This window comes from Collinsella sp. CLA-AP-H1, from assembly GCF_040092945.1.
Taxonomy (GTDB): Bacteria; Actinomycetota; Coriobacteriia; order Coriobacteriales; family Coriobacteriaceae; genus Collinsella.
The window spans coordinates 122451-143068 of record NZ_JBBNKO010000001.1 but is presented as its reverse complement, the minus strand read 5'-3'; the positions used below and the strand labels follow the sequence as shown (position 1 = coordinate 143068).

Annotated in this window: 18 protein-coding genes and 2 tRNA genes; 10 read left to right on the top strand and 10 right to left on the bottom strand. The window is 61.2% G+C overall.

The window, feature by feature from the left end; all coding sequences use genetic code 11:
- Positions 1 to 5: 5 nt before the first annotated feature.
- The 7 genes from mreC to AAAV44_RS00575 all read right to left on the bottom strand — a co-directional run bounded on the left by mreC (position 6) and on the right by AAAV44_RS00575 (position 8273).
- Positions 6 to 1004, bottom strand: a complete 999-nt coding sequence (mreC, locus tag AAAV44_RS00605) for a rod shape-determining protein MreC (RefSeq protein ID WP_333494107.1) — start codon at positions 1002 to 1004, stop codon at positions 6 to 8.
- 21 nt (positions 1005 to 1025) lie between these two features.
- Positions 1026 to 2057, bottom strand: a complete 1032-nt coding sequence (locus tag AAAV44_RS00600) for a rod shape-determining protein (RefSeq protein WP_006236061.1) — start codon at positions 2055 to 2057, stop codon at positions 1026 to 1028.
- Positions 2058 to 2184: 127 nt separating this feature from the next.
- Positions 2185 to 3489, bottom strand: a complete 1305-nt coding sequence (locus AAAV44_RS00595; protein WP_055309859.1) for a tetratricopeptide repeat protein — start codon at positions 3487 to 3489, stop codon at positions 2185 to 2187.
- Positions 3490 to 3500: 11 nt separating this feature from the next.
- Complete coding sequence (locus AAAV44_RS00590) at positions 3501 to 4043, bottom strand: peptidylprolyl isomerase (protein WP_349110255.1); 543 nt, start codon at positions 4041 to 4043, stop codon at positions 3501 to 3503.
- A gap of 107 nt (positions 4044 to 4150) precedes the next feature.
- Positions 4151 to 5293 (bottom strand): zinc ribbon domain-containing protein, encoded by a 1143-nt coding sequence (locus AAAV44_RS00585; protein WP_349114039.1) that lies wholly within the window; start codon positions 5291 to 5293, stop codon positions 4151 to 4153.
- Positions 5294 to 5396: 103 nt separating this feature from the next.
- Complete coding sequence (locus AAAV44_RS00580) at positions 5397 to 8120, bottom strand: HAD-IC family P-type ATPase (protein WP_349114037.1); 2724 nt, start codon at positions 8118 to 8120, stop codon at positions 5397 to 5399.
- Positions 8121 to 8196: 76 nt separating this feature from the next.
- A tRNA-Arg gene (locus AAAV44_RS00575) sits at positions 8197 to 8273 on the bottom strand.
- Positions 8274 to 8477: 204 nt separating this feature from the next.
- On the opposite strand from AAAV44_RS00575, the gene aroF reads away from it, so the two are divergent.
- The 10 genes from aroF (at position 8478) to AAAV44_RS00525 (ending at position 18506) form a co-directional block, all read left to right on the top strand.
- Positions 8478 to 9500 carry a 3-deoxy-7-phosphoheptulonate synthase gene (gene aroF, locus AAAV44_RS00570; RefSeq protein WP_022094767.1) on the top strand — a complete coding sequence of 341 codons (1023 nt, stop codon included), beginning with the start codon at positions 8478 to 8480 and terminating at the stop codon, positions 9498 to 9500.
- A 3-nt stretch (positions 9501 to 9503) separates the two neighbouring features.
- Positions 9504 to 10418: a prephenate dehydrogenase/arogenate dehydrogenase family protein gene (locus tag AAAV44_RS00565; protein WP_349114035.1), complete on the top strand. Its 915-nt coding sequence runs from the start codon at positions 9504 to 9506 to the stop codon at positions 10416 to 10418.
- Positions 10419 to 10454: 36 nt separating this feature from the next.
- Complete coding sequence (gene aroB, locus AAAV44_RS00560; protein ID WP_349114034.1) at positions 10455 to 11561, top strand: 3-dehydroquinate synthase; 1107 nt, start codon at positions 10455 to 10457, stop codon at positions 11559 to 11561.
- Positions 11555 to 12874 (top strand): 3-phosphoshikimate 1-carboxyvinyltransferase, encoded by a 1320-nt coding sequence (gene aroA, locus AAAV44_RS00555; protein ID WP_349114033.1) that lies wholly within the window; start codon positions 11555 to 11557, stop codon positions 12872 to 12874. The genes aroB and aroA overlap by 7 nt, the downstream gene beginning before the upstream one ends.
- A gap of 1 nt (position 12875) precedes the next feature.
- Positions 12876 to 13973 (top strand): chorismate synthase, encoded by a 1098-nt coding sequence (gene aroC / locus AAAV44_RS00550; RefSeq protein WP_349114032.1) that lies wholly within the window; start codon positions 12876 to 12878, stop codon positions 13971 to 13973.
- A gap of 53 nt (positions 13974 to 14026) precedes the next feature.
- Positions 14027 to 15172, top strand: a complete 1146-nt coding sequence (gene pheA / locus AAAV44_RS00545; RefSeq protein WP_349114030.1) for a prephenate dehydratase — start codon at positions 14027 to 14029, stop codon at positions 15170 to 15172.
- Complete coding sequence (locus AAAV44_RS00540) at positions 15173 to 16423, top strand: shikimate kinase (RefSeq protein WP_349114028.1); 1251 nt, start codon at positions 15173 to 15175, stop codon at positions 16421 to 16423.
- Positions 16424 to 16487: 64 nt separating this feature from the next.
- Positions 16488 to 16925 (top strand): type II 3-dehydroquinate dehydratase, encoded by a 438-nt coding sequence (aroQ, locus tag AAAV44_RS00535; protein ID WP_349114026.1) that lies wholly within the window; start codon positions 16488 to 16490, stop codon positions 16923 to 16925.
- A 130-nt stretch (positions 16926 to 17055) separates the two neighbouring features.
- The gene (locus tag AAAV44_RS00530) at positions 17056 to 17505 is read left to right on the top strand and encodes a DUF4869 domain-containing protein (RefSeq protein WP_349114025.1); all 450 of its coding nucleotides are present in this window, start codon (positions 17056 to 17058) and stop codon (positions 17503 to 17505) included.
- Positions 17505 to 18506: a hypothetical protein gene (locus tag AAAV44_RS00525; RefSeq protein WP_349114024.1), complete on the top strand. Its 1002-nt coding sequence runs from the start codon at positions 17505 to 17507 to the stop codon at positions 18504 to 18506. Before AAAV44_RS00530 ends, AAAV44_RS00525 begins: the two co-directional genes overlap by 1 nt.
- A 307-nt stretch (positions 18507 to 18813) precedes the next feature.
- Here the strand turns inward: AAAV44_RS00525 and AAAV44_RS00520 are convergent.
- The 3 genes from AAAV44_RS00520 to AAAV44_RS00510 all read right to left on the bottom strand — a co-directional run bounded on the left by AAAV44_RS00520 (position 18814) and on the right by AAAV44_RS00510 (position 20569).
- Positions 18814 to 18890, bottom strand: a tRNA-Arg gene (locus tag AAAV44_RS00520).
- Between the two features lie 54 nt (positions 18891 to 18944).
- Entirely contained in the window at positions 18945 to 19712 is a 768-nt protein-coding gene (locus AAAV44_RS00515; RefSeq protein WP_349114022.1) for an ABC transporter ATP-binding protein, read from the bottom strand.
- 11 nt (positions 19713 to 19723) lie between these two features.
- Positions 19724 to 20569 (bottom strand): ABC transporter permease, encoded by an 846-nt coding sequence (locus AAAV44_RS00510; RefSeq protein ID WP_022094778.1) that lies wholly within the window; start codon positions 20567 to 20569, stop codon positions 19724 to 19726.
- Between the last annotated feature and the right edge of the window lie 49 nt (positions 20570 to 20618).

The window sequence follows — 20618 nt, the reverse complement described above, 5'->3', positions numbered from 1 at the left end:
GCCCCCTATTCGCTCGAGCCGGAATCGGTCGTCTCGGACGTGTCGGAACTGTCATCCGAGCTCTCGTCCTTCGTCTTGGTCGCAGCGTCGCGCGACGTTCCCTGCGGCGTGCTGTTGGCCGTGCTCACGTCCTCGTCCGAGGCCGACTGTTCGTCGGTCAGCGAGGTGATGACCAGCACTTCCTCGTTGTTCTCGGCCGTCGTCTGGGCGCGCACCACAATGGTGTAGTACACGTCGTTTGCCGATTTCTCAACCGACGAGACGGTGCCGAGCGGTAGACCCTTGGGGAACACGCCGCCAATGCCCGAGGTCACGATGATGTCGCCAACCTTAACATCGGAGTCGACGCTCACGTACTCAAGACGCAGCGTGCCGTCAGCCTGACCCTGCAGCATGCCCTGGGCGCGCGTGTCCTGCACCATGGCGGACACACCCGAGTTCTCGTCGCCAATCAGGCGCACGGTAGAGGTCTTGGCCGATACCTCGATAATCTGGCCGATGACACCGGCAGAACTCGTCACGGGCATGTTGATGGTAAGGCCGTCGGCAGAGCCCTTGTCGATGGTAACGGTCGAGGTCCAAGCATCGCCGGAGGCACCGACAATACGAGCTGCGGTCGATTTAAGGTTGTAGGTCGACTGCAGGCCGACCAGCCCTTCCAGACGCTCAGCGGTCTTTTGAGCCTCGGAGAGCTCGGCAACCTTAGAGGTCAGTTCCTCGTTTTGCTTCTTAAGCTCGTCAAGCGTGTCCTGCGACGCCGTAAGGTTAGAGAACACGTTGCCAATCGCATTGAAGGGAGCCGCCACAGCCGAACCCACAAAGCGCACCGGCGAGGTAATCGTCGTTACGCCCGAACGCACGGCATGAATCGGTCCTGCCTCGCCCTCGCGGATGTAAAACGTGAGCAGCAGCACCGAAATCAGGCTGAAAACAATCAACGGGCGCATACCCGTTGATTGTCGCTTGGTATTCAGATTTGTGGAGAAACCCGAAGATCGTGCCAAATGGAATCCACCTTTTGGAAATTAAGCATTGGTCTGGACGAAGCCGCCATCAAACGCATTGGCCTCGAGCACGCGGGCACAGCCGTTAACGACGTTATCGAGCGCCGTGGGGCTGACGTTGACCGAAACACCGGTCTCATCGCGCAGGCGCACGTCGAGACCGCGCAGCAGCGCGCCGCCACCAGTCAGCAAAATGCCGTAGTACATAAGGTCCGAGGCGAGATCGGGAGGCGTAGCGTCGAGTGCGTCTTTAACGGCCTTGGCCATCTCGTCGAGCGGCTTGTTGAGTGCGCGACGAATCTCCTCGCTCTCGATGCGTACGGTCTTGGGCAGACCGGTGATCACGTCGCGGCCGTTGACCTCGACGTCGAGCTCGTCCTTGAGCGGCACGGCGGAACCGACCTTGATCTTGATGTCCTCTGCCGTACGCTCGCCGATGGCCAGGTTGTAGGCATCGCGAACGTGCGTGAGGATGGCCTGATCGAACTCGTCACCGGCAATACGGATGGACTGCGAGACGACGATGCCGCCCATGGCGATAACGGCGACCTCGGTAGTACCGCCACCGATGTCGATGACCATGGAGCCGGTGGGCTCCTCGACGGGCAGGTCGGCGCCGATAGCGGCAGCCATGGGCTCCTCGATCAGGTAGGCCTGGCGAGCGCCGGCCTGGATCGTGGCCTCAAATACGGCACGCTTCTCGACCGACGTGACGCCGGAGGGAACGCAGACGACAACACGCGGACGCGGGGTCCACGGATAGCGCTTCTCGGAAGCCTTGTCGATAAAGTAGCGGAGCATGGCCTCGGTAACGTCGAAGTCGGCGATGACGCCGTCCTTCAGGGGACGAACGGCCACGATGTTGCCGGGCGTACGGCCGAGCATGCGCTTTGCCTCGATACCGACCGCGAGGATGCGCTCGTCGTTCTTGTCGATGGCGACGACGGAGGGTTCGCGGATGACGATGCCCTTGCCGCGCACGGAGACAAGCGTATTTGCGGTGCCGAGGTCGATGGCAAGATCGCCCGCATAGCTACCGAAGAACATATCCATCAAAGAAAACAACGCAACTCCTGATGTGTTGGATGATTGCTGGAAAACTACTAGCTCATCATACTAGCGCAAGCCCGGCACCTCACTTGCGGTGAAGCGCCGGGCAAAGCTAAATCTCATAAGGTCACTACTGGTTGTCAGCAGCCGAGAAATCCATATCGAGCGAGGAAACGGCCCAGCCGATATGGTTATCGGAGCGCACGAATTTGACGGTGTACTCCTGCTCGCCGCCCTTGGACAGCGAAGCCTTAACCTTGGCGGTCGTCTCGGTCATGGACTGATCCATGCCCTCGACGGACACGGTGGCACCCTGCGGAATCGAGGAGATGATCATCGACTTGGCGTCCTCGGACAGGCTCGAGGCCAGGCAAGACTCGGCCTTTGCGGTGTCACCGTCGCCGGCAGCCTGGAACAGATCGGTAACGACAGACTCCTGGGACGGGAAGCCAAAGCCGCGCGTGTAGGCAAAGCCCAGACCGCCCGCGGCGATCAAAATGAGCAGAAGCAGCACGATGAAGACTTTGAGACCCGTGTGGCGATGACGACGACGGACCTTGGCCTGCTTACGATCCTGACGGTCCTGCTGGACCATCTCGGACTCGGACAGCGTAAAGAAGCCGGTATCCGAGGGATCGGGCATAAACTGGCCGGTCGCGCCCGTAGGATCGAGCGGATCGACGGCAGGAGCGTCCATCGCGGGCGCCGGAGCCGTGGCCATAGCCGTCTGGGCAGACAGCGCGGCAAGCGAATCGTGCACGCGGGCAAGCTCATCGGCCTGCTCGGAGGTGAGCTGGTAGATGCCATCGGCAGTAGCGGCGTTAAAGGCGTCGAGTGCGTCGGAGGGACGGCCGGCGGCAGAAAGCGCCTGACCCATGCCGGCGTTGAGCGCACGCGTGTCGTCGCGGGGGCCGGCAAAGTCGATAGCCGTGCGGTAGGTCTCCACGGCATCCGCCGGACGGCCGAGCTTAATGAAGCAACGACCGAGCTCGCCGAGTGCGGCGGCAGGGGCCGGATTGGCGCCGTCGATGGCAGCCTGACGGAAGGCAGTACCCGCGTTGGCATAGTCGCCCGACTGGAACAGCGCATTGCCCAGGCCCAGATAGGCCTTGAACGGCGTGGCATAGGAAGCGTCCTGCGTAGCGGCAGAAAACGCCTGGGCGGCCGTCGTGTAGTCGCCCACGGCGGCGAGTGCCTTGCCGCGGTTGGTGAGCAGCGCGCCGCGCTTGCCATAGGTGCCGTCGTTGAGGGCGGCGGCATAGGCCTCGGCGGCCTCGGCATACATGCCCAGGTGCATCAAGGCGTTGCCACGAAGGTGATCGGCCTCGCCCATAATCTCATCGGGAGTTTTTGCCGCCCCAAGCATCTGGGCTGCAGCGGAAAAATCACCCGCGCGGTAAGCGGCGCGGCCCTGTTGGATCAGCTGGCTATTCAAGGAAGTCCCCTTTACTCGTGAACGATCTCGACATGGACGATCTCGTCGCCGGCACGCAGCTGCGAAATCACATCGAGACCCTCGACCGTGGTACCAAAGACGGTGTAACCGGAATCGAGGTTATGCTGGGCACCCAGGCAGAAGTAGAACTGCGAACCCGCGGAATCGGGGTCCATGGAGCGTGCCATGGCAAGGGCACCATCGACATGGCTGTTGCGCGGATTGGTGGCAAACTCGCCCTTGATGCAGTAGCCGGGACCACCGGTACCGGGCATGCCGTCGGGGCCCTCAAGACCGGCAGCGACGTCGGCGCCGGACATATCGCGGGTATTGGGGTCGCCGCCCTGAATGACAAAGCCGGGCACATAGCGATGGAACTTAAGGCCATCATAGAAACCCATCGTGGAAAGCTCGCAGAAGTTCGCGACATGAATGGGAGCGCCCTCGCCGTCAAACTTAACCTTGATGGTACCCTTCGACGTCTCGATAACGGCGCACTCGTCGCCGGTAAGCTGATACTCGGGCGTGTAGAGCTCTTTCTTAAAACCAAACATGTGGTTCCTTCCTCGTGCGTTTAAAGCATATTTGTACGAATTGTAGCAATAAGCATGCGCTTACATCAATTGCGCACGTAGGTTATGCCGACTATGGCGAACTAATTTTAGGAACGCTGCTGCGGCTTCCAGGAGCCCACGTTGGCGTCGTACTGGTTCAGTGCGCTGTTGCCGCCCTGCGCGATGGGCGCCAGGATATCGCTTTGGTGGGAACTCATCGACTCACCATCAGGAATGGCCAGCGAGATGTCCCAGCTCTGACAGATCACGTCGACACGCTCGTACATCCACTCGGCAAGCTGCTTTAAGTGGGCGATGTCATCCGCATAGACCGTATCGTCCTGATACTTAAGGTTGTTAAGCTCATCTTGCGTCTTTTTGATCTGGTCGCGCAGGGCGTAGGCACTCTGCGACAGCTCCTGACGGGTGGACAGCGGCGTTCGGAGATAACCGTTGTTAAAGGAATCGATGACCTCGCCGATCTGGTCCTCGTCACCGTAGGACACGATGGTCTGATACAGACCGTCGAGCCTGGTATAGAGCTGATCATCGGTGAGCACGGTTTCTTCCTGGACCACCTCGGCAGAATCGTCCTGCTTGGTATCGTCCTCAGTCGCCTCGCCCTTTTGGCGCGTAGGGAAGGTCGTCTGCGCGGCCTGGCCAAACTGGTCATAGAAGCCAGGCATGACACCCATGGGATCGGTCGTCACGAACCAATAGGCACCGCCGCAAAGGACGGCAAGGACCGCGATGACGATGAGCGGCTTGGGGATATGACGCTTGTGCTTGTGATAGGCGTCCTCGTCGGGGTGCACCTTGCGCTTGGTTTTTTGAGCATCGTCATGCAGGGAAACGGGCGTGGGAATATCGACCTTGGGGATACCGAAATCCTTATCGAAAGCAGGCAGCACGCAGGTCTCATTGGGGTCGGCGGCGTCTGAGAGCACCGCAGCGGCAGAGGCTGGCGCATGCGGCACCTCGGTATCGATCTGCTCTTGCGTTAGGCGCGGAAAGCCCGCCGTGCGGCCCGCTGCCAGGTCGGATGCGGCCGCGTCCTCGGAGAGGATACCCGGAGCGGGGCGTCCGCATTTGGGGCACGTGCGATCATGCGGAGAAAGACGGGCACCGCAGCCCTCGCAGAACACGAACTCGGTGTGCTCGGGACCGTCGCCCGGACCCACATAGGCGTTGCAGTAGGGGCAGAACGAGGCGCCGTCCTCGATAGTCTTAAGGCAATGCGGGCAGATCACGGCATCCTCTTTTCGAAGCAATTCAAACAATCGAGGTTAGAGCATAACATCGCCACGGCCCCACAGGAACAAGGCACCAATTCAACATCGCCAGGGCGCGTAGCTACTTCTTCTTTTTGCTTGGCATCGAGACTTTGATGCCTTGGGCGGACTTGGTCACGCGAGAGCGCTTGGCTCCGGCACTCCTCTTTTTCTTGGGCTGGGCCTGGGCCACGCCCTCGAGCGCGCGGGCCTCGGCCTCGCGAACGGTGCGATCTTCGCGGCGCTGCGCCATGTCGGCGGCGACGCGCTTGGCAAAACGCTCGGCCGTCGAACCCGTCGAGCTCACCTTGCCGCCACCGCGACCCAGGCGGACGCGCACACCGCGGCCAAAACCAGTTGCGGCATGACGACGACGCGGCTTGAGCGAATCCATCATCGTGGCGAGCTTAAAGAACACCGAGCAGGTAAAGATCACGATGACAGCCAAGATAACCATCTGGCCCATCGACAGGTTGGCAATAGACAGCAGCTCCGGGAATCCGATAACGCCCACTAGGATGCCGGCGACTACAAACACAAAAAGCACCACACGTAAGGGCGTGAGAGGCTGCGAGATGCGCCAGATCAGGCTGACGCTCGCCGCGCAGGACGTAAGCAGGCACATCGTAGACAGCGTGAGCTGGCTAAAGCCAAACACGCGCGCCACAAAGATATCGAGCGCCGCAGCCAAAATGACCGCAATCGGCGCCGGCAGTGCACGCTTGAGCACATTGGTCAAAAATGACCCCTTCACGCGAGCATTGTTGGGCTCCAAACCCAGCACAAAGCCCGGCGCGCCGATGCAGAAGAAGTTGATGAGCGTCATCTGGATGGGCTCGAAGGGGTACGGCGGCAGCGCAATGCACAGCGCCGCCAGGCCCATCGAGAACAGCGTCTTGGTCAGGAACAGCGACGCCGAACGCTGCAGGTTGTTGATGGAGCGACGGCCCTCGGCCACCACGGCGGGCATCGAGGCAAAGTCGTTGTCGACGAGTACGATCTCGGCCACGTTGCGCGCGGCATCGGAGCCGGCCGCCATGGCGACGGAGCAGTCGGCCTCCTTGAGCGCCAGCACGTCGTTGACGCCGTCGCCCGTCATGGCCACGGTGTGCTCGCGGCGCTTGAGCGCCTGCACGAGCTCGCGCTTCTGCTGCGGGGTCACACGACCAAAGACATGGTAGCGGTCCACTGCGGCATCGAGCTTGGCCGGCATATCGAGCGTCGTGGCGTCCACATAAGCGTCCGCCCCCGGCACGCCCACCACGCGCGCGATCGACGACACCGTACGCGGGTCGTCGCCACTGATCACGTTGAGGGTCACGCCCTGCTCGTTAAAGTAGCCGATGGTCTCGGCCGCCGAGGTACGAATCTCGTCGCGGATGGTCACAAAGCCCACGGGCTCGGCCTCGCCCACCATATCGCCATCGGGCGTAAAGCCGTCAACGCGCGCCACCACGAGCACGCGGCAGGTATCGGCAAGCTCGGCGACACGGTTCTCGACCTGCGAAAACACACGCTCCGAAAGCACAAACTGCGCGGCGCCCATCACATAGGAGCCCTGCGCAAACGACGCGCCGCTCCATTTTTTGGAGGACGAGAACGGAATGACCGACAGCGGCTCAGACACCTTGACCGGGCGATCGGCGTAATAGTTGAGCAGCGCCTGGCAGGTCTCGTTGGCATCGGCCGAAGTCGCACGCGCCACGTTAGCCAGCGCAAAATCGAGCACCGTGATATCGACGGGGACAGCCGCCTCGTCCGAGTCGGCGCCTAAGCTCACGCCCTCAACCGGCAGCGGATACGTGCCCTCGACCTCCATGCGGCCCGACGTGATGGTGCCCGTCTTGTCCAGGCACAGCACGTCGACGCGAGCAAGCGTCTCGATGCAGTAGAGCTGCTGCGCCAGCACCTTGCGGCGGGCCAGGCGCACCGTGGCGATGGCGAGCACCGACGAGGTCAGCAGCACCAGGCCTTGCGGGATCATGCCCAGCAGGGCGCCCACCGTGGACAGCAGCGCCGACGAAGGCACATGGCCAGCCAGCAGCTCGGAGAAGCACCACGAAAGTGCGCTATCGCCCGGGGTTCCCGCGGCATCCCACAGCTCGCTCACACTCGAGGCAAACAACGCCAAACCGAGTGGGATCATGATGATGCTCGCAAAGCGCACGATGGCGTTAAGCGCGTTCATGATCTCGGAATTGACCTTTTTGACGTACTTGGCCTCGTTATTAATTTTGGCCACGTAGTTGTCGGCGCCGACATGGATCACGCGGGCGCGCAGCAGGCCCGAGTCGATAAAGCTGCCGCTCATGAGCTCAGAACCGGGCTGTTTCTTAATAAGGTCGCTCTCGCCCGTCAGCAGGCTCTCGTTCACGAGCGCCTCGCCCGAAACCACCACGGCGTCAGCGGGAATCTGATCGCCGCGCCCCAGACGGATGATGTCGTCGAGCACGATCTGGTCCAAGTCGAGCTCCACCTCGGCACCGTCGCGCACCGCGATGGCCTTCTTAGAGGTCAGAAGCGTGAGCTTATCGACCATCTTCTTGGAACGCATGGATTGAATGACGCCGATAGCGGTGTTCAAGAACACCACGAACAGGAACGTCAAATTCTTAAACGAACCGGTCAAAATGACCAGGAACGCCAAGATCACGTTGATCAAATTGAACAGCGTGCAGAGGTTCTCGATGATGAGCTCTTTGACCGACTTGGTCTTGAGCTCCATGTTGCGGTTGATCTTACCGGCGGCGATGCGCTCCTCAACCTCGGCGGTCGAGAGTCCGCGCTCGATATCCGTTGCTGCCATACCACGTCCCATCACGTCGCGTCGGTATAAGAAAAACCGCCCGGACCATGCGAGGTTCGAACGGTCTTACGTTCGATGGTGCCCCATGTTGGATTCGAACCAACGGCCTTCTGCTCCGGAGGCAGACGCTCTAATCCCCTGAGCTAATAGGGCCAACGTTTGGCATTATACCCAAGTGCACCACGGGCTAACAAAATAAAAGAAAAAGCTTTGCAATTCCGAGGAAGACGTGGCGCAACGGCACACTTTAGAAGGCAAAAGCAAGTCAGATAGTATAAACTCTCATGCACCATATATACACGGCTCGCGATGCGGGCCGTTTTTGCAAAAGTTATCCATCGAGGTGAGAGGCACACCATGATTGCAATTCTAAAGCAGAGCGCCAGCGACGAGGCCGTCAGCCATATCGTCAGCTGGATTGAGAAAAAAGGCCTGAAGACCGACGTCTCGCGCGGCGAGAACGAGACGATCATCGGCCTGGTGGGCGATACGACCAAGATCGACCCGTTCCTGCTCGAGTCTATGGATGTCGTCGAGCGCGTGCAGCGCGTCTCCGAGCCTTTTAAGCGTGCCAACCGCAAATTCCACCCCGAGGATTCCGTCATCGACTGCGGCCACGGCGTCAAGATCGGCGGCGACCAGTTCCAGGTCATCGCCGGTCCCTGCTCCGTCGAGGGCGAGAACCTCATCCGCATCGCACGCCGCGTAAAGGCCGCCGGCGCCACGATGCTGCGCGGTGGCGCCTACAAGCCCCGCACCTCCCCCTACGCCTACCAGGGCATGGGCCCCGCCGGCCTCGACCTGCTGTGCGAGGCGTCTGCCGAGCTCGACATGCCGATCGTCACCGAGATCATGGACCCACGCGACGTGCAGGTCTTCTTGGACAAGAAGATCGACGTCATGCAGATCGGCGCCCGCAACGCCCAGAACTTCCCCCTGCTCAAGGAGGTCGGCAAGACCCAGACCCCGATCCTGCTCAAGCGCGGCATGTCCGGCACGATCGATGAGCTGCTCATGGCCGCCGAGTACATCATGAGCGAGGGCAACGACAACGTCATCCTGTGCGAGCGCGGCATCCGCACCTTCGAAACCCGCACCCGTAACACCTTCGATCTCAACGCCGTGCCGGTGCTGCACCACCTGTCGCACCTGCCTGTCGTCGCCGACCCCAGCCACGCCACCGGCTACACCCGCTACGTTGAGCCCATGGCGCTCGCCGCGACCGCCTGCGGCGCCAACGGCCTGGAGATCGAGGTCCACGACGAGCCGAGCCGAGCCTGGTCCGACGGCGCCCAGGCCCTCACCCCCGATCAGTTCGACGACACCATGCGCCGCATCCGAGCCATCCGCGAGGTTGTCTGCCAAGAGACCATGGAGTAGCCCATGGGTACGGTGAGAAACGCGCGCGTTAACCAGGGCGGCCCCAAGTGCGCCGGCATCGTCGGCCTTGGCCTCATCGGCGGCAGCTTTGCCCGCGGCTATGCACAGGCGGGCGTCCGCGTGCTGGCCTGGGACCCCGATGACGATGTCATGACGGCCGCCAGCATGGGCACTGTCGCCGGAGAGCTCAACGACAAGACACTCGGCGAATGCGACATCATCGTCCTGGCTTGCTACCCCGAGGCCTGCATCGAGTGGCTCGAGGCGCATGCCCAGGCGCTCGCCGACGCCACCGACACCGAGGCCATTATGGGCCCCGTGGTGATCGACACGGTGGGCGTCAAGGACATCGTGTGCGAACGCGCCTTTGAGCTTGCCCGCGAACACGGCTTTTACTTTGTGGGCGCGCACCCCATGGCGGGCACCCAGTTCTCGGGCTACGCGCACTCCCGCGCCGACCTGTTCCAGGGCGCCCCGCTCGTGCTCGTTCCGCCCGCGGTGGACGATGCCCTTAAGCTGGAGCTCTTGGGGCAGGTGCGCGAGATGGTGCGCCCCTTGGGCTTTGGCAAGTTCAGCGTGACCAGCGCCGCCGAGCACGACCGCGTCATCGCCTTCACGAGCCAGCTTGCGCACGTGGTGTCCAACGCCTACGTAAAGAGCCCGACCGCCCAGGTCCACCACGGTTTTTCGGCCGGTAGCTACCGCGATCTCACCCGCGTGGCGCACCTCAACCCGCAAATGTGGTCCGAGCTCATGATCGACGACGCCGACGCGCTTGCCTTCGAGATCGACCACCTGATCGACTCGCTTGGCGCCTACAGCCGTGCGCTCAAGAACCGCGACCAGCGCTATCTGGAGAATCTCCTTGCCGAGGGCGACCGCATTAAGCGCGCGCTCGACGACGAGACCTCCCACTAGACCACCTATCACGCCAGGTCGAAAGGACCGAAGCTTATGGCGATTACCATCGATATCGACACTGCACGCCCCTACCAGGTGCATGTTGGCACGTTTTTGCTGGAGCAGGCGGGACCGCTCGTGCGCGCCACTGCCGGCGGTACCAAGGCCGTCATCGTGACGGACACCAACGTGGGCCCGCTCTACCAGATGCCCGTTAAGCAGAGCCTGGAGGCGTCAGGCTACGAGGTGAGCATCTGCACCTTCGAGGCCGGCGAGGCCCATAAGCGCGCCGAAACCTATATTGCCATTTTGGAGTTTGTGGCCGAGCACGAGCTTTCGCGCTCCGACGTGATCGTGGCACTCGGCGGCGGCGTCGTGGGCGACGTGGCGGGCTTTGTGGCCGCCACCTACATGCGCGGCTGCAAGTTTGTACAGATCCCGACGAGTCTGCTCGCCATGGTGGATTCGTCGGTGGGCGGCAAGACCGCCATCGACCTGGCTGCCGGCAAGAACTTGGCCGGCGCCTTTTGGCAGCCGAGCGTGGTTATCGCCGACGTGGGGTGCCTGGCCACCCTTACGCCCGAGCAGTTCGCCGACGGCTGCGGAGAGGTCGTCAAGCACGCCGTGATTGCCGACCCGGAGCTTTTCGCCGAGTTGGAGAAGACCCCGCTCACGCTGGAGCTACTCAACCGCGATGTGGCCCGCGTAGCGCTCATCATCGCCCGCAATATCGACATCAAGCGCGCCGTGGTCGTCGCCGACGAGCGCGAGACCAACCAGCGCAAGCTCCTCAACTTTGGACACAGCGCCGGCCACGCCGTCGAGGCCTGCGAGCACTTTGAGCTCGGACACGGCAACTGCGTGTCGATCGGCATGGGCATCATCACGCGCGCCGCGGCCCTGCACGGCGTTTGCGATGCTGCACTGCCCGGTCGTATTGAGGAGCTCTGCGCCCGCCATGGCCTCAAGACCCGCTGTGACCTAGATGCCGATGCCGTCTTTGCCGAGGCGCTCCACGACAAGAAGCGCGCGGGCGACACCATCGACCTGGTGATTCCGCACGGCATTGGCCGCTGCAGCATCGACCGCACGCCGCTTTCCACTTTCCACGAACTCATTGCCGAGGGCCTCGGCCAGAAGGGAGACGCATCCGCATGCTAGCCCGCATCACCCCGTCCCCGCTCAAGGGCACCGTTCCCGCCATCGCGTCCAAGTCGATGGCACATCGCCTGATCATCTGCGCTGCGCTTGCCAACGGCGAGACACACGTCACCTGCAACACCACCTGCGCCGACATCGAGGCCACGGTGCGTTGCCTTACGGCACTCGGCGCCCGCATCGAGACCGTCGAGGACGGCTTCCAGGTCCACCCTACCATGAAGAGTGTTGAGTTTGGCCTGCTCAAGGCCCTTGCCGGCGGCACGCTTGACTGCGGCGAAAGCGGCTCCACGCTGCGCTTTATGCTGCCCGTCGCCTGCGCGCTGGGTGCGGATGCCACCTTCGTGGGCCAGGGCCGCCTGGGCGCCCGCCCGCTCTCGCCGCTCTCGGACGAGATCATCGCCGCCGGCTGCGACCTACAGGGTCTGGGCGGTTTTCCGCTCAAGACGAGCGGACGCATGCGCCCGGGCACCTTTGTGCTGCCGGGCAACGTAAGCTCGCAGTATATCTCCGGCCTGCTGCTGGCAGCCCCGTTGCTCGCCCAGCCCTCCTGCGTGCAGGTAACGGGCCTCATCGAGAGCCGCCCCTACATCAACCTGACGATCCAGGCCATGAAGGCCTTTGGCGTCGAGGTCAACGTCGAACGTATTCCGTCCAAAGACGGCCAGCCAGAGGTCACGAACTTCCGCGTGAGCAGCGGCTCGTACCGCACGCCCGGCAGCGTAGCCGTCGAGGGCGACTGGTCCAACGCAGCCTTTTGGCTGTGCGCCGGCGCCATCGGATGCGACCCCATCACCGTCGAGGGCGTGTCGCTGAGCTCCGCACAGGGCGACCGCAACGTGCTTGCCGCGCTTTCGCGCTTTGGCGCCCGTATCGTACGCTCCACCAACGCCGCCACCGTGCAGTCCGACAAGCTCGCCGGCTTTGAGATGAGCGCCCACGACATTCCCGACCTGGTGCCCGTTATCTCGGCCGTGGCCTCGCTGGCTCAGGGCCGCACCTTTATCCGCGATTGCGCCCGCCTGCGCATCAAGGAATCCGACCGCCTGGCCACCACCACCCGCGAGCTCACCGCGCTGGGCGCGCAGGTGCGCATCGCCGGTGACGACCTCATCATCAAGGGTGTCGATGCCTTTACCGGCGGCGAGGTCGATTCGCACAACGACCACCGCATCGCCATGATGGCCGCCGTCGCCGCGAGCCGTGCCACCGGCGAGGTCGTGATCCACGGCGCCGAGGCCGTCAACAAGTCCTATCCCGATTTCTTCGACCACTACCGCCTGCTGGGCGGTAAGGTCACGCTCGAGGAGGAATAGCATGTCCTCGACCTTTGGCAACGTCTTGCACTTAAGCATCTTCGGACAGTCGCACTCCCCCGCCATCGGCTGCTCGCTCGATGGCATCCCGGCGGGCATCGCCGTGGACCAGGAGCGGCTGCAGGCCTTCCTCGACCGTCGCGCCCCCGGCCGCGACGAGACCGCGACCAAACGCCGCGAGGCCGACGCCGCGCATATCATCGCCGGTGTGGTCGATGGACATACCACCGGCGCGCCCATCGCCGCGATTATCGAGAACACCAACACGCGCTCCAAGGATTACTCCGAGCTGCGCCGCAAGCCCCGCCCTGGGCACGCAGACTTTCCGGCGCGCGTGAAGTATCACAACATGCACGACGTCGCCGGCGGCGGGCACTTCTCCGGCCGTCTGACGGCCCCTCTATGCATCGCCGGCGGGATCGCGCTGCAGGCGCTCGAGGCCCGCGGCATTCAGGTCATGGCGCACGTCGCGCAGATCGGCGGCATCTCCGACCTGCCGATGGACGATATGGTCTATCGTGAGGCCGACCGCAAGGCGATCCTTACGAACGATCTGCCGTGCATTGACGCCGCCGCAGCCGGCCGCATGCGCGAGGAGATCCTGGCCGCGCGCGACGAACTCGACAGCATCGGCGGCATCGTGGAGTGCGGCATTTACGGGCTTCCCGCGGGCATCGGTGACCCCATGTTCGACGGCATCGAGAACCGCATCGCGCAAATCGCGTTTGGCATTCCCGCCGTAAGGGGCGTGGAGTTTGGCATGGGCTTTGCCGTGGCCGCCATGCGCGGCAGCGAGAACAACGACCCGTATCGCATCGACGCCGAGACCGGCGGGATTGCGGTCGAGTCCAACAATGCTGGCGGCATCCTGGGCGGCATCTCCACCGGCGCGCCCGTCATGTGGCGCATGGCCGTAAAGCCGACGCCCTCCATCGGTCGCGAGCAGCAGACGGTGGACATGGACGCCATGGAAAATGCCGAGCTCTCGGTCCACGGCCGTCACGATCCCTGCATCGTCCCCCGAGCCGTCCCCGTTGCCGAAGCAGCCGCGGCGCTCGCCATCTGGGACGCCCTCCTCGAGGACGCAGGCCAGCTCTAACCCGACTCACCCGAGTTGCCCGTCAACTCTGCCATTACGTGAAAGGGGCCTCCATGGACCTTGCCGATATTCGCCAGACCATCGATGGCATCGACACCACGCTCCTCAACAGCTTTGTCGAGCGTATGGACATTGCCACCGAGGTCGCCAAATCAAAGATCGAGATGGGCAAGGCTGTCTTTGACCCCGCCCGCGAGCGCTCCAAACTCAACAACCTCGCCAGCCGCGCGCCCGAGCGCTACGAGGCGCAGACCATCACCCTGTTCCGTCTCCTCATGAGCATGAGCAAGGCCGAGCAGCAGCGCTACATCAACGAACTCAAGGGCATCACTGTCTCGCAAAAGGCCCACGCCACGGCTGCAGCCTCCGACACGCCCTTCCCTCAAACGGCCACCGTTGCCTGCCAGGGCGTGGAAGGCGCCTATAGCCAGATCGCCGCGTGCAGACTCTTTGACGTGCCCGATATCGCCTTCTTTGAGACCTTCGAGGGCGTTATGCGCGCCGTACGCGACGGCTTTTGCGAATTTGGCGTGCTGCCCATCGAAAACTCAACTGCCGGATCGGTCAACGCCGTCTACGACCTGCTCGCCCAGTTCGATTTCCACATCGTGCGTTCACTGCGCCTTAAGATCGATCACAACCTGCTCGTCAAGCCCGGCACTAAGCTCGCCGACGTGCGCGAGGTCTACAGCCACGGCCAAGCCATTGCCCAGTGCGCCGGCTTTATCGAGTCCCACGACCTGCACGCCACCAAGTACCCAAACACGGCCATGTCGGCCGAGATGGTCGCCAACTCCGAGCGCACCGACGTCGCCGCCATCGCCTCGCGCAGCTGTGCCACGCTGTATGGCCTCGAGGTGCTGGAGCCCAATATCCAAGACTCGGACAACAACTACACGCGCTTTGTCGTCATCAGCCGCGAGCCGCGCGTCTACCCCGGCGCTAATCGCACCTCGCTCATGATCACCACGGCCAACGAGCCGGGCGCCCTCTATCGCGTGCTCGAGCGCTTCTACGCACTCAACATCAACCTCATCAAGCTCGAGAGCCGCCCCATCCCCGGCCGCGACTTTGAGTTTATGTTCTACTTTGATCTGGACTGCCCCTTTGGCAGCAAGGCCCTCGACGACCTGCTCGATACCATCGACGACGTGTGCGAGAGCTTCACCTACTTTGGCAGCTACACGGAGGTGCTCTAGATGACCGATACCGCCGCAACCCGCCCCTACGGTGTGCTGGGCCGCGTGCTGGGCCACAGCTACACCCCGACCATCTACAAAGAGCTCGCTGGGCTCGATTACGTGCGATTTGAGCGCGAGCCCGAGGACCTCGCGGCCTTTATGACGGGTAAAGAATGGGAAGGCGCCAACGTGACCATCCCCTACAAGCGCGCCGTCATGGAGTACCTGGACGAGCTGAGCCCGCTCGCCAAGCGCATGGGAAACGTCAACACCATCACGCGCCTGCCTGACGGTCGCCTGCGTGGCGACAATACCGACTACTTTGGTTTTCAGTGCCTGGTCGAGGAGCTGGGCGTTGAGGTTGCTGGCAAAAAGGCCCTCGTGCTCGGTGCCACCGGTGGCGCGGGCACCACGGCCAGCATGGTGCTCGGCGACCTGGGCGCCACCGTGGTGCCCGTGGGCCGCACGAGCGAGGTCAACTACGGCAACATCGCGCAGCAGTCCGACGCCGCCCTGCTCGTCAACTGCACGCCCGCCGGCATGTTCCCCCATTGCCCCGACGCGCCTTGCACGCTCGAAGGGCTCAATGCGCTCGAGGGCGTCATCGACATCGTCTACAACCCCGCCCGCACGGGACTCATGCTCGAGGCCGAGCGCCGCGGCATCCCCTGCATCGGCGGCTTGCTAATGCTCGTGGCCCAAGCGGCACAGGCCGTCGAGCGCTATACCGGCCAGGTCACCCCGCGCGAGCGCATCCTGGACGTAACGGAGCGCTTGTCACGTCGCGAACAGAACATCGCGCTGATCGGCATGCCGGGTTCGGGCAAAACCCGCGTGGGCGAGCAGATCGCAATGCTGACGGGTCGCGAGCACATCGACCTGGACCGCGCCCTCGAGGAGCGCCTGGGCATGCCCTGCGCCGACTATATCGTCGAGCGCGGCGAGGCGGCCTTCCGCGAGCAGGAGACGGCGGCCCTGGCCGACATCTCTAAGCGCAGCGGCTTGGTGCTTTCCACCGGCGGCGGCGTGGTCACTCGCGACGAGAACTATCCGCTGCTGCACCAGAACAGCCAGATTGTGATGCTCAACCGCAAGCTCGACGAGCTCGCCCACAAGGGCCGCCCCATCACCGCGCGCGACGGCATCGATAAGCTGGCCGAACAGCGCATGCCACGCTACCGCGCCTGGGCCGACTACATCATCGACTCACGCGACTGCGCTGCCAACACCGCCCAAGCCCTCCTCGACACCCTCCCACCCGCCCTCTAACCAAAACCACCACAAAGGGGACAGGCACCTTTGTGGTGGTTTTCCAACCGCAAAGGAAGCAACCATGAAAGCACTCGTCATCAACGGCCCCAACCTCAACATGCTCGGCATTCGCGAGCCGGGCATCTATGGCAGCGACAACTACGACCGCTTAGTGCAGATCTGCCAGGAAGCGGGCGCCGAACAGGGCTTCGACGAAGTCGAGGTCTTCCAGTCTAACCACGAGGGCAGCATCGTCGACAAGATCCAGGAGGCCTACGGCAAGGTCGACGGCATCGTCATCAACCCGGCTGCCTACACACACACGAGCGTGGCCATCCTGGACGCCCTCAAGGCCGTCGCCATCCCGGCTGTGGAGGTCCACATCAGCGCCGTCGAAACACGCGAGGACTTCCGCCAGGTGAGCTATGCGCACCTGGCCTGCTTCACCACCATCACCGGCGAGGGCCTGCAGGGCTACGCACACGCGATGGAGCTGCTGAGGGAACGTCTCGAAAAGTAGCCTCGCGAGCAAATCCATCAACGCGATTCACACGCTAATAATGCCAGTGCCGCCAGCAGCAACCTCGCTACTGGCGGCACTTTATTACTGGCATATAATCATTGCAGTCACACAACGTCTGGAGACGCGCATGTTAAGCATCCATCTGGGGGATTACCCCGGTTCCATCTACGATACCGAAACCTATTTTAGGAACTCATACATGGACTCATGGTTCGAAGACCCTATGGCCGCACAGATTATTAAAAGCGTGGACGGATCAGAGCTCATCGGTCCCCACAACATCGTAAGCAAACAGCTGGGCTCGATCACCCCACTCGAACTGTCCGGCGGCGTTAAGACGCTGCTGCTGGTGCGCAATCTCCCAAATATGGTGTTCAACGCATCCACCTGCGGAGACAACTGTGCCCGCTGGCTACTCAAGATCGGCAAAGAGCAGGATGTGATGGTGACCTTATTCCACATCATGAAATTCCCCTGGAAGAGCTTTGAAATCCGCATTGAAAACGATGGCCGCATCGTCAGAAACATGCAGGAGTTTGTCGGCGCCACGAATGACTTTTTGGATGTTGATGAGTAATGAAGGGAACGCATACCGTTGTCGTAGAGCGTGCAAAGGTCAAATACACACTCACGTTTAAGCGCAATATTTCCTTTATACGCGGCAACAGCGGCACGGGTAAAACGACGCTCATCTCGATGATTCGCGACTACAACGACCGAGGACCGGAAAGCGGCGTTGCACTCAGTTGCGACGTGCCTTGCGAAACGCTTTCCGGCAGACGCTGGGAGCGCGAGCTATCGATCATCGAAGATTCAATCGTCTTTCTAGATGAGGGTAACGAGTTTATCTACTCAAAGGACTTCGCCAAAGCCGTCAACGGCTCGTCCAACTATTTTGTTCTGATATCTCGTCGCGATGCCAACGAGCTCCCCTACAGCGTTGATGAGATCCTGAAGCTAGTCAACACGACAAGTAAAACAATCAATGGCCGCAAGAGCGACAGGCGCTTCTACTCGGTGACCAAGCCGCTATATGACCACACGGCAAGTATGCTGTATCAGGATCTAAATGTTGGATTCGAGGTACCCGACGCCGTAGTTGTCGAGGATAGCAAATCTGGCTATCAATTCTACGACGCTCTTTGCAACCGACTCGGGATCCCCTGCTATACCGCCACCGGCGTTGCGAATCTAAAACGTACGATTCACGAATGTCCCGAGCAAAACATCCTTGCTATTGGAGACGGAGCAGCATTTGGTCCCTACATCGAAAAGGTGCTCGGACAGCGCGTTTACAAGAACGTACGCTTGTTCCTCCCCGAATCATTCGAGTGGACACTCCTGCAATCTGGCCTCATTCCCAGTAACGATATCTTAAAAATCCTCGAGGATCCCTCAAGCTATATCGAAAGCCGCGACTATCTGAGCTGGGAGCGGTTCTTCACCGATGTGTTGATCAAATACTCGGCAGACACTCGCTACGCCTACAGAAAGGCAAAGCTCAATGAGCAGTACCTGAGGCCGCAGGCGATGAATGCAGTTGCAAACGTCTTGCCCGAGTGCCTGAAGGCAGACTAGATACAGCGGGGAGGGCCAAGTTGGTCCTCCCCGCTTTTGTTACGCCTTCTTGATCACGTACGCCAATCCAATATCGCAGGCACAGCGTACGATTGACGCGAAGAACCACGATGCTGGCAGCGTCATAAGCAGAGGCTTGCTCACGCTCGGCTCCAGCCCCCTTTGGCGCGCCGTATAACCAATCCACATCAGCAGCACAATAGCAGCTCACGCCACGGCTTCGGCCTAAACGTATACCCGGCAAGAACAAAGAACACCGGCATGTGAAAAAGCCCAGACCACCAAGCGGTCCGGGCTTAATAAACGATGGTGCTCCATGGCGGATTCGAACCGTCGACCTTGGGATTAGAAGTCCCCTGCTCTATCCAACTGAGCTAATGGAGCAAATAACCGCACGCCAAAGCAAGCGCAAGCCTGTCAGGCGCAAATAATTATAACCTAGTTGAACTGCTCACGGTACGCCTTGCAGACCTCACTGACCGGGCCGTCCATGCGAAGGTCACCCTTCTCAATCCAAACGGCACGCTGGCAGATGCGCTCAACCTGCTCCATGGAGTGCGAAACGAACAGAACCGTCACTTCGCCGCTCTGGATAAAGTGCTGGATGCGGGCCTCGCACTTCTGCTGGAAGAACACATCACCGACGGACAACGTCTCGTCAACGATCAGAATATCGGGCTCGGTAATCGTCGCGATTGCAAAGGCGATACGCGCCACCATGCCCGAGGAGAAGTTCTTGAGCGGCATATCGACAAAGTTCTGCAGCTCAGCGAATTCGATAATGCCGTCAAAGTTGGCGTCGATGAACTCCTTGGTATAGCCGAGCAGGGCGCCGTTCAGATAGATGTTCTCGCGGGCGGTCAGCTCGGGGTCAAAGCCGGCGCCAAGCTCAATCAGCGGCGCGATGTTACCGTGCACCTTAACGCTGCCCTCGCTAGGCTCAAGAACGCCAGCGATAATCTTGAGCATCGTAGACTTGCCGGAGCCATTGGTGCCGACCAGACCCACAACCTCGCCGCGATGAATATCAAACGAGATGTGCTTAAGCGCCCTAAACTCCTCAAAGAACAGCTCGTGCTTGGCAAGCTTAATGAAGTACTCCTTGAGGTTGGTCAGCGACTCGGACGCCATGTTAAAGATCATGGTGACGTCGTCGACCTCGACAGCCAGAGGCTGCTCGCTGTAATCAACAACAGATTCAGTCATCACAGCACTCCTTAGATGTAGAGGATAAATTTGCGCTCGGACTTATGGAACACGGTATAGCCAATAATAAGCGCAAGAACCGCCCAAGCGACGCACATACCAAACGTCATAAGCGAGGGCGTAGTCTGGAACAGGAAGATATCGCGCATAAACTGCAGGTAGTTGAACATGGGGTTCGCATACATCAAGATACGCACGAGATGCGGCATTTGCGCAATATAGTCAGTCGTCCAGAAGATGGGCGTAATGTAAGTCCACGCCGTAATGACGACGCTCCACAGATGCATAACGTCGCGGAAGAAGACCGTAAGGGCAGAGAGCATCATGCCCAGGCCCATGCAGAAGCACATAAGCAGCAGCAGGCAAACCGGCAACAGAATCAGGTGCCAAGAAGGCATAACGCGGAACCACAGCATGACGATGGCGACGGCGACCAGCGAGAAGGCAAAGTTGACCAGCGAGAAGAGCACCTTCTGCACCGGGAAAACCCAGCGGTGCACCTTAACCTTCTTGAGCAGAGGGGCAGCGCCCACGATCGACGTCAGGGCCTGGTTAGTAGACTCAGACATGACGGCAAAGGTGATGTTACCCACGATCAAGTACAGCGGGTACATCTCGGGCGTCATTGAGCCATTGCGGCCCTGGCCAAAAATCGTCGAGAACACGATGGCCATGACGATCATCATCAGCAGCGGGTTGAGCACCGACCATGCGACGCCCAGAACGCTACGGCGATACTTGATCTTAAAATCCTTGGTAACCAGCTGACGAAGGATAAACGCGTCCTTCTCAAATTCGTTCTTAGCAAACGTCGCAGGCAGACTGCGAGTTTCTTGTTGCTTTGTCTGATCCGACACGGATGCAACTCCTTTACTCGTAATCGTTGACAAACGAACAGTATAGACC

Coding starts and splice junctions, on each gene's coding strand:
- AAAV44_RS00600 (WP_006236061.1), bottom strand. CDS start 2,057: ATGGATATGTTCTTCGGTAGCTATGCGGGCGATCTTGCCATCGACCTC.
- AAAV44_RS00590 (WP_349110255.1), bottom strand. CDS start 4,043: ATGTTTGGTTTTAAGAAAGAGCTCTACACGCCCGAGTATCAGCTTACC.
- AAAV44_RS00580 (WP_349114037.1), bottom strand. CDS start 8,120: ATGGCAGCAACGGATATCGAGCGCGGACTCTCGACCGCCGAGGTTGAG.
- aroF (WP_022094767.1), top strand. CDS start 8,478: ATGATTGCAATTCTAAAGCAGAGCGCCAGCGACGAGGCCGTCAGCCAT.
- AAAV44_RS00565 (WP_349114035.1), top strand. CDS start 9,504: ATGGGTACGGTGAGAAACGCGCGCGTTAACCAGGGCGGCCCCAAGTGC.
- aroB (WP_349114034.1), top strand. CDS start 10,455: ATGGCGATTACCATCGATATCGACACTGCACGCCCCTACCAGGTGCAT.
- aroA (WP_349114033.1), top strand. CDS start 11,555: ATGCTAGCCCGCATCACCCCGTCCCCGCTCAAGGGCACCGTTCCCGCC.
- aroC (WP_349114032.1), top strand. CDS start 12,876: ATGTCCTCGACCTTTGGCAACGTCTTGCACTTAAGCATCTTCGGACAG.
- pheA (WP_349114030.1), top strand. CDS start 14,027: ATGGACCTTGCCGATATTCGCCAGACCATCGATGGCATCGACACCACG.
- AAAV44_RS00540 (WP_349114028.1), top strand. CDS start 15,173: ATGACCGATACCGCCGCAACCCGCCCCTACGGTGTGCTGGGCCGCGTG.
- aroQ (WP_349114026.1), top strand. CDS start 16,488: ATGAAAGCACTCGTCATCAACGGCCCCAACCTCAACATGCTCGGCATT.
- AAAV44_RS00530 (WP_349114025.1), top strand. CDS start 17,056: ATGTTAAGCATCCATCTGGGGGATTACCCCGGTTCCATCTACGATACC.
- AAAV44_RS00525 (WP_349114024.1), top strand. CDS start 17,505: ATGAAGGGAACGCATACCGTTGTCGTAGAGCGTGCAAAGGTCAAATAC.
- AAAV44_RS00515 (WP_349114022.1), bottom strand. CDS start 19,712: ATGACTGAATCTGTTGTTGATTACAGCGAGCAGCCTCTGGCTGTCGAG.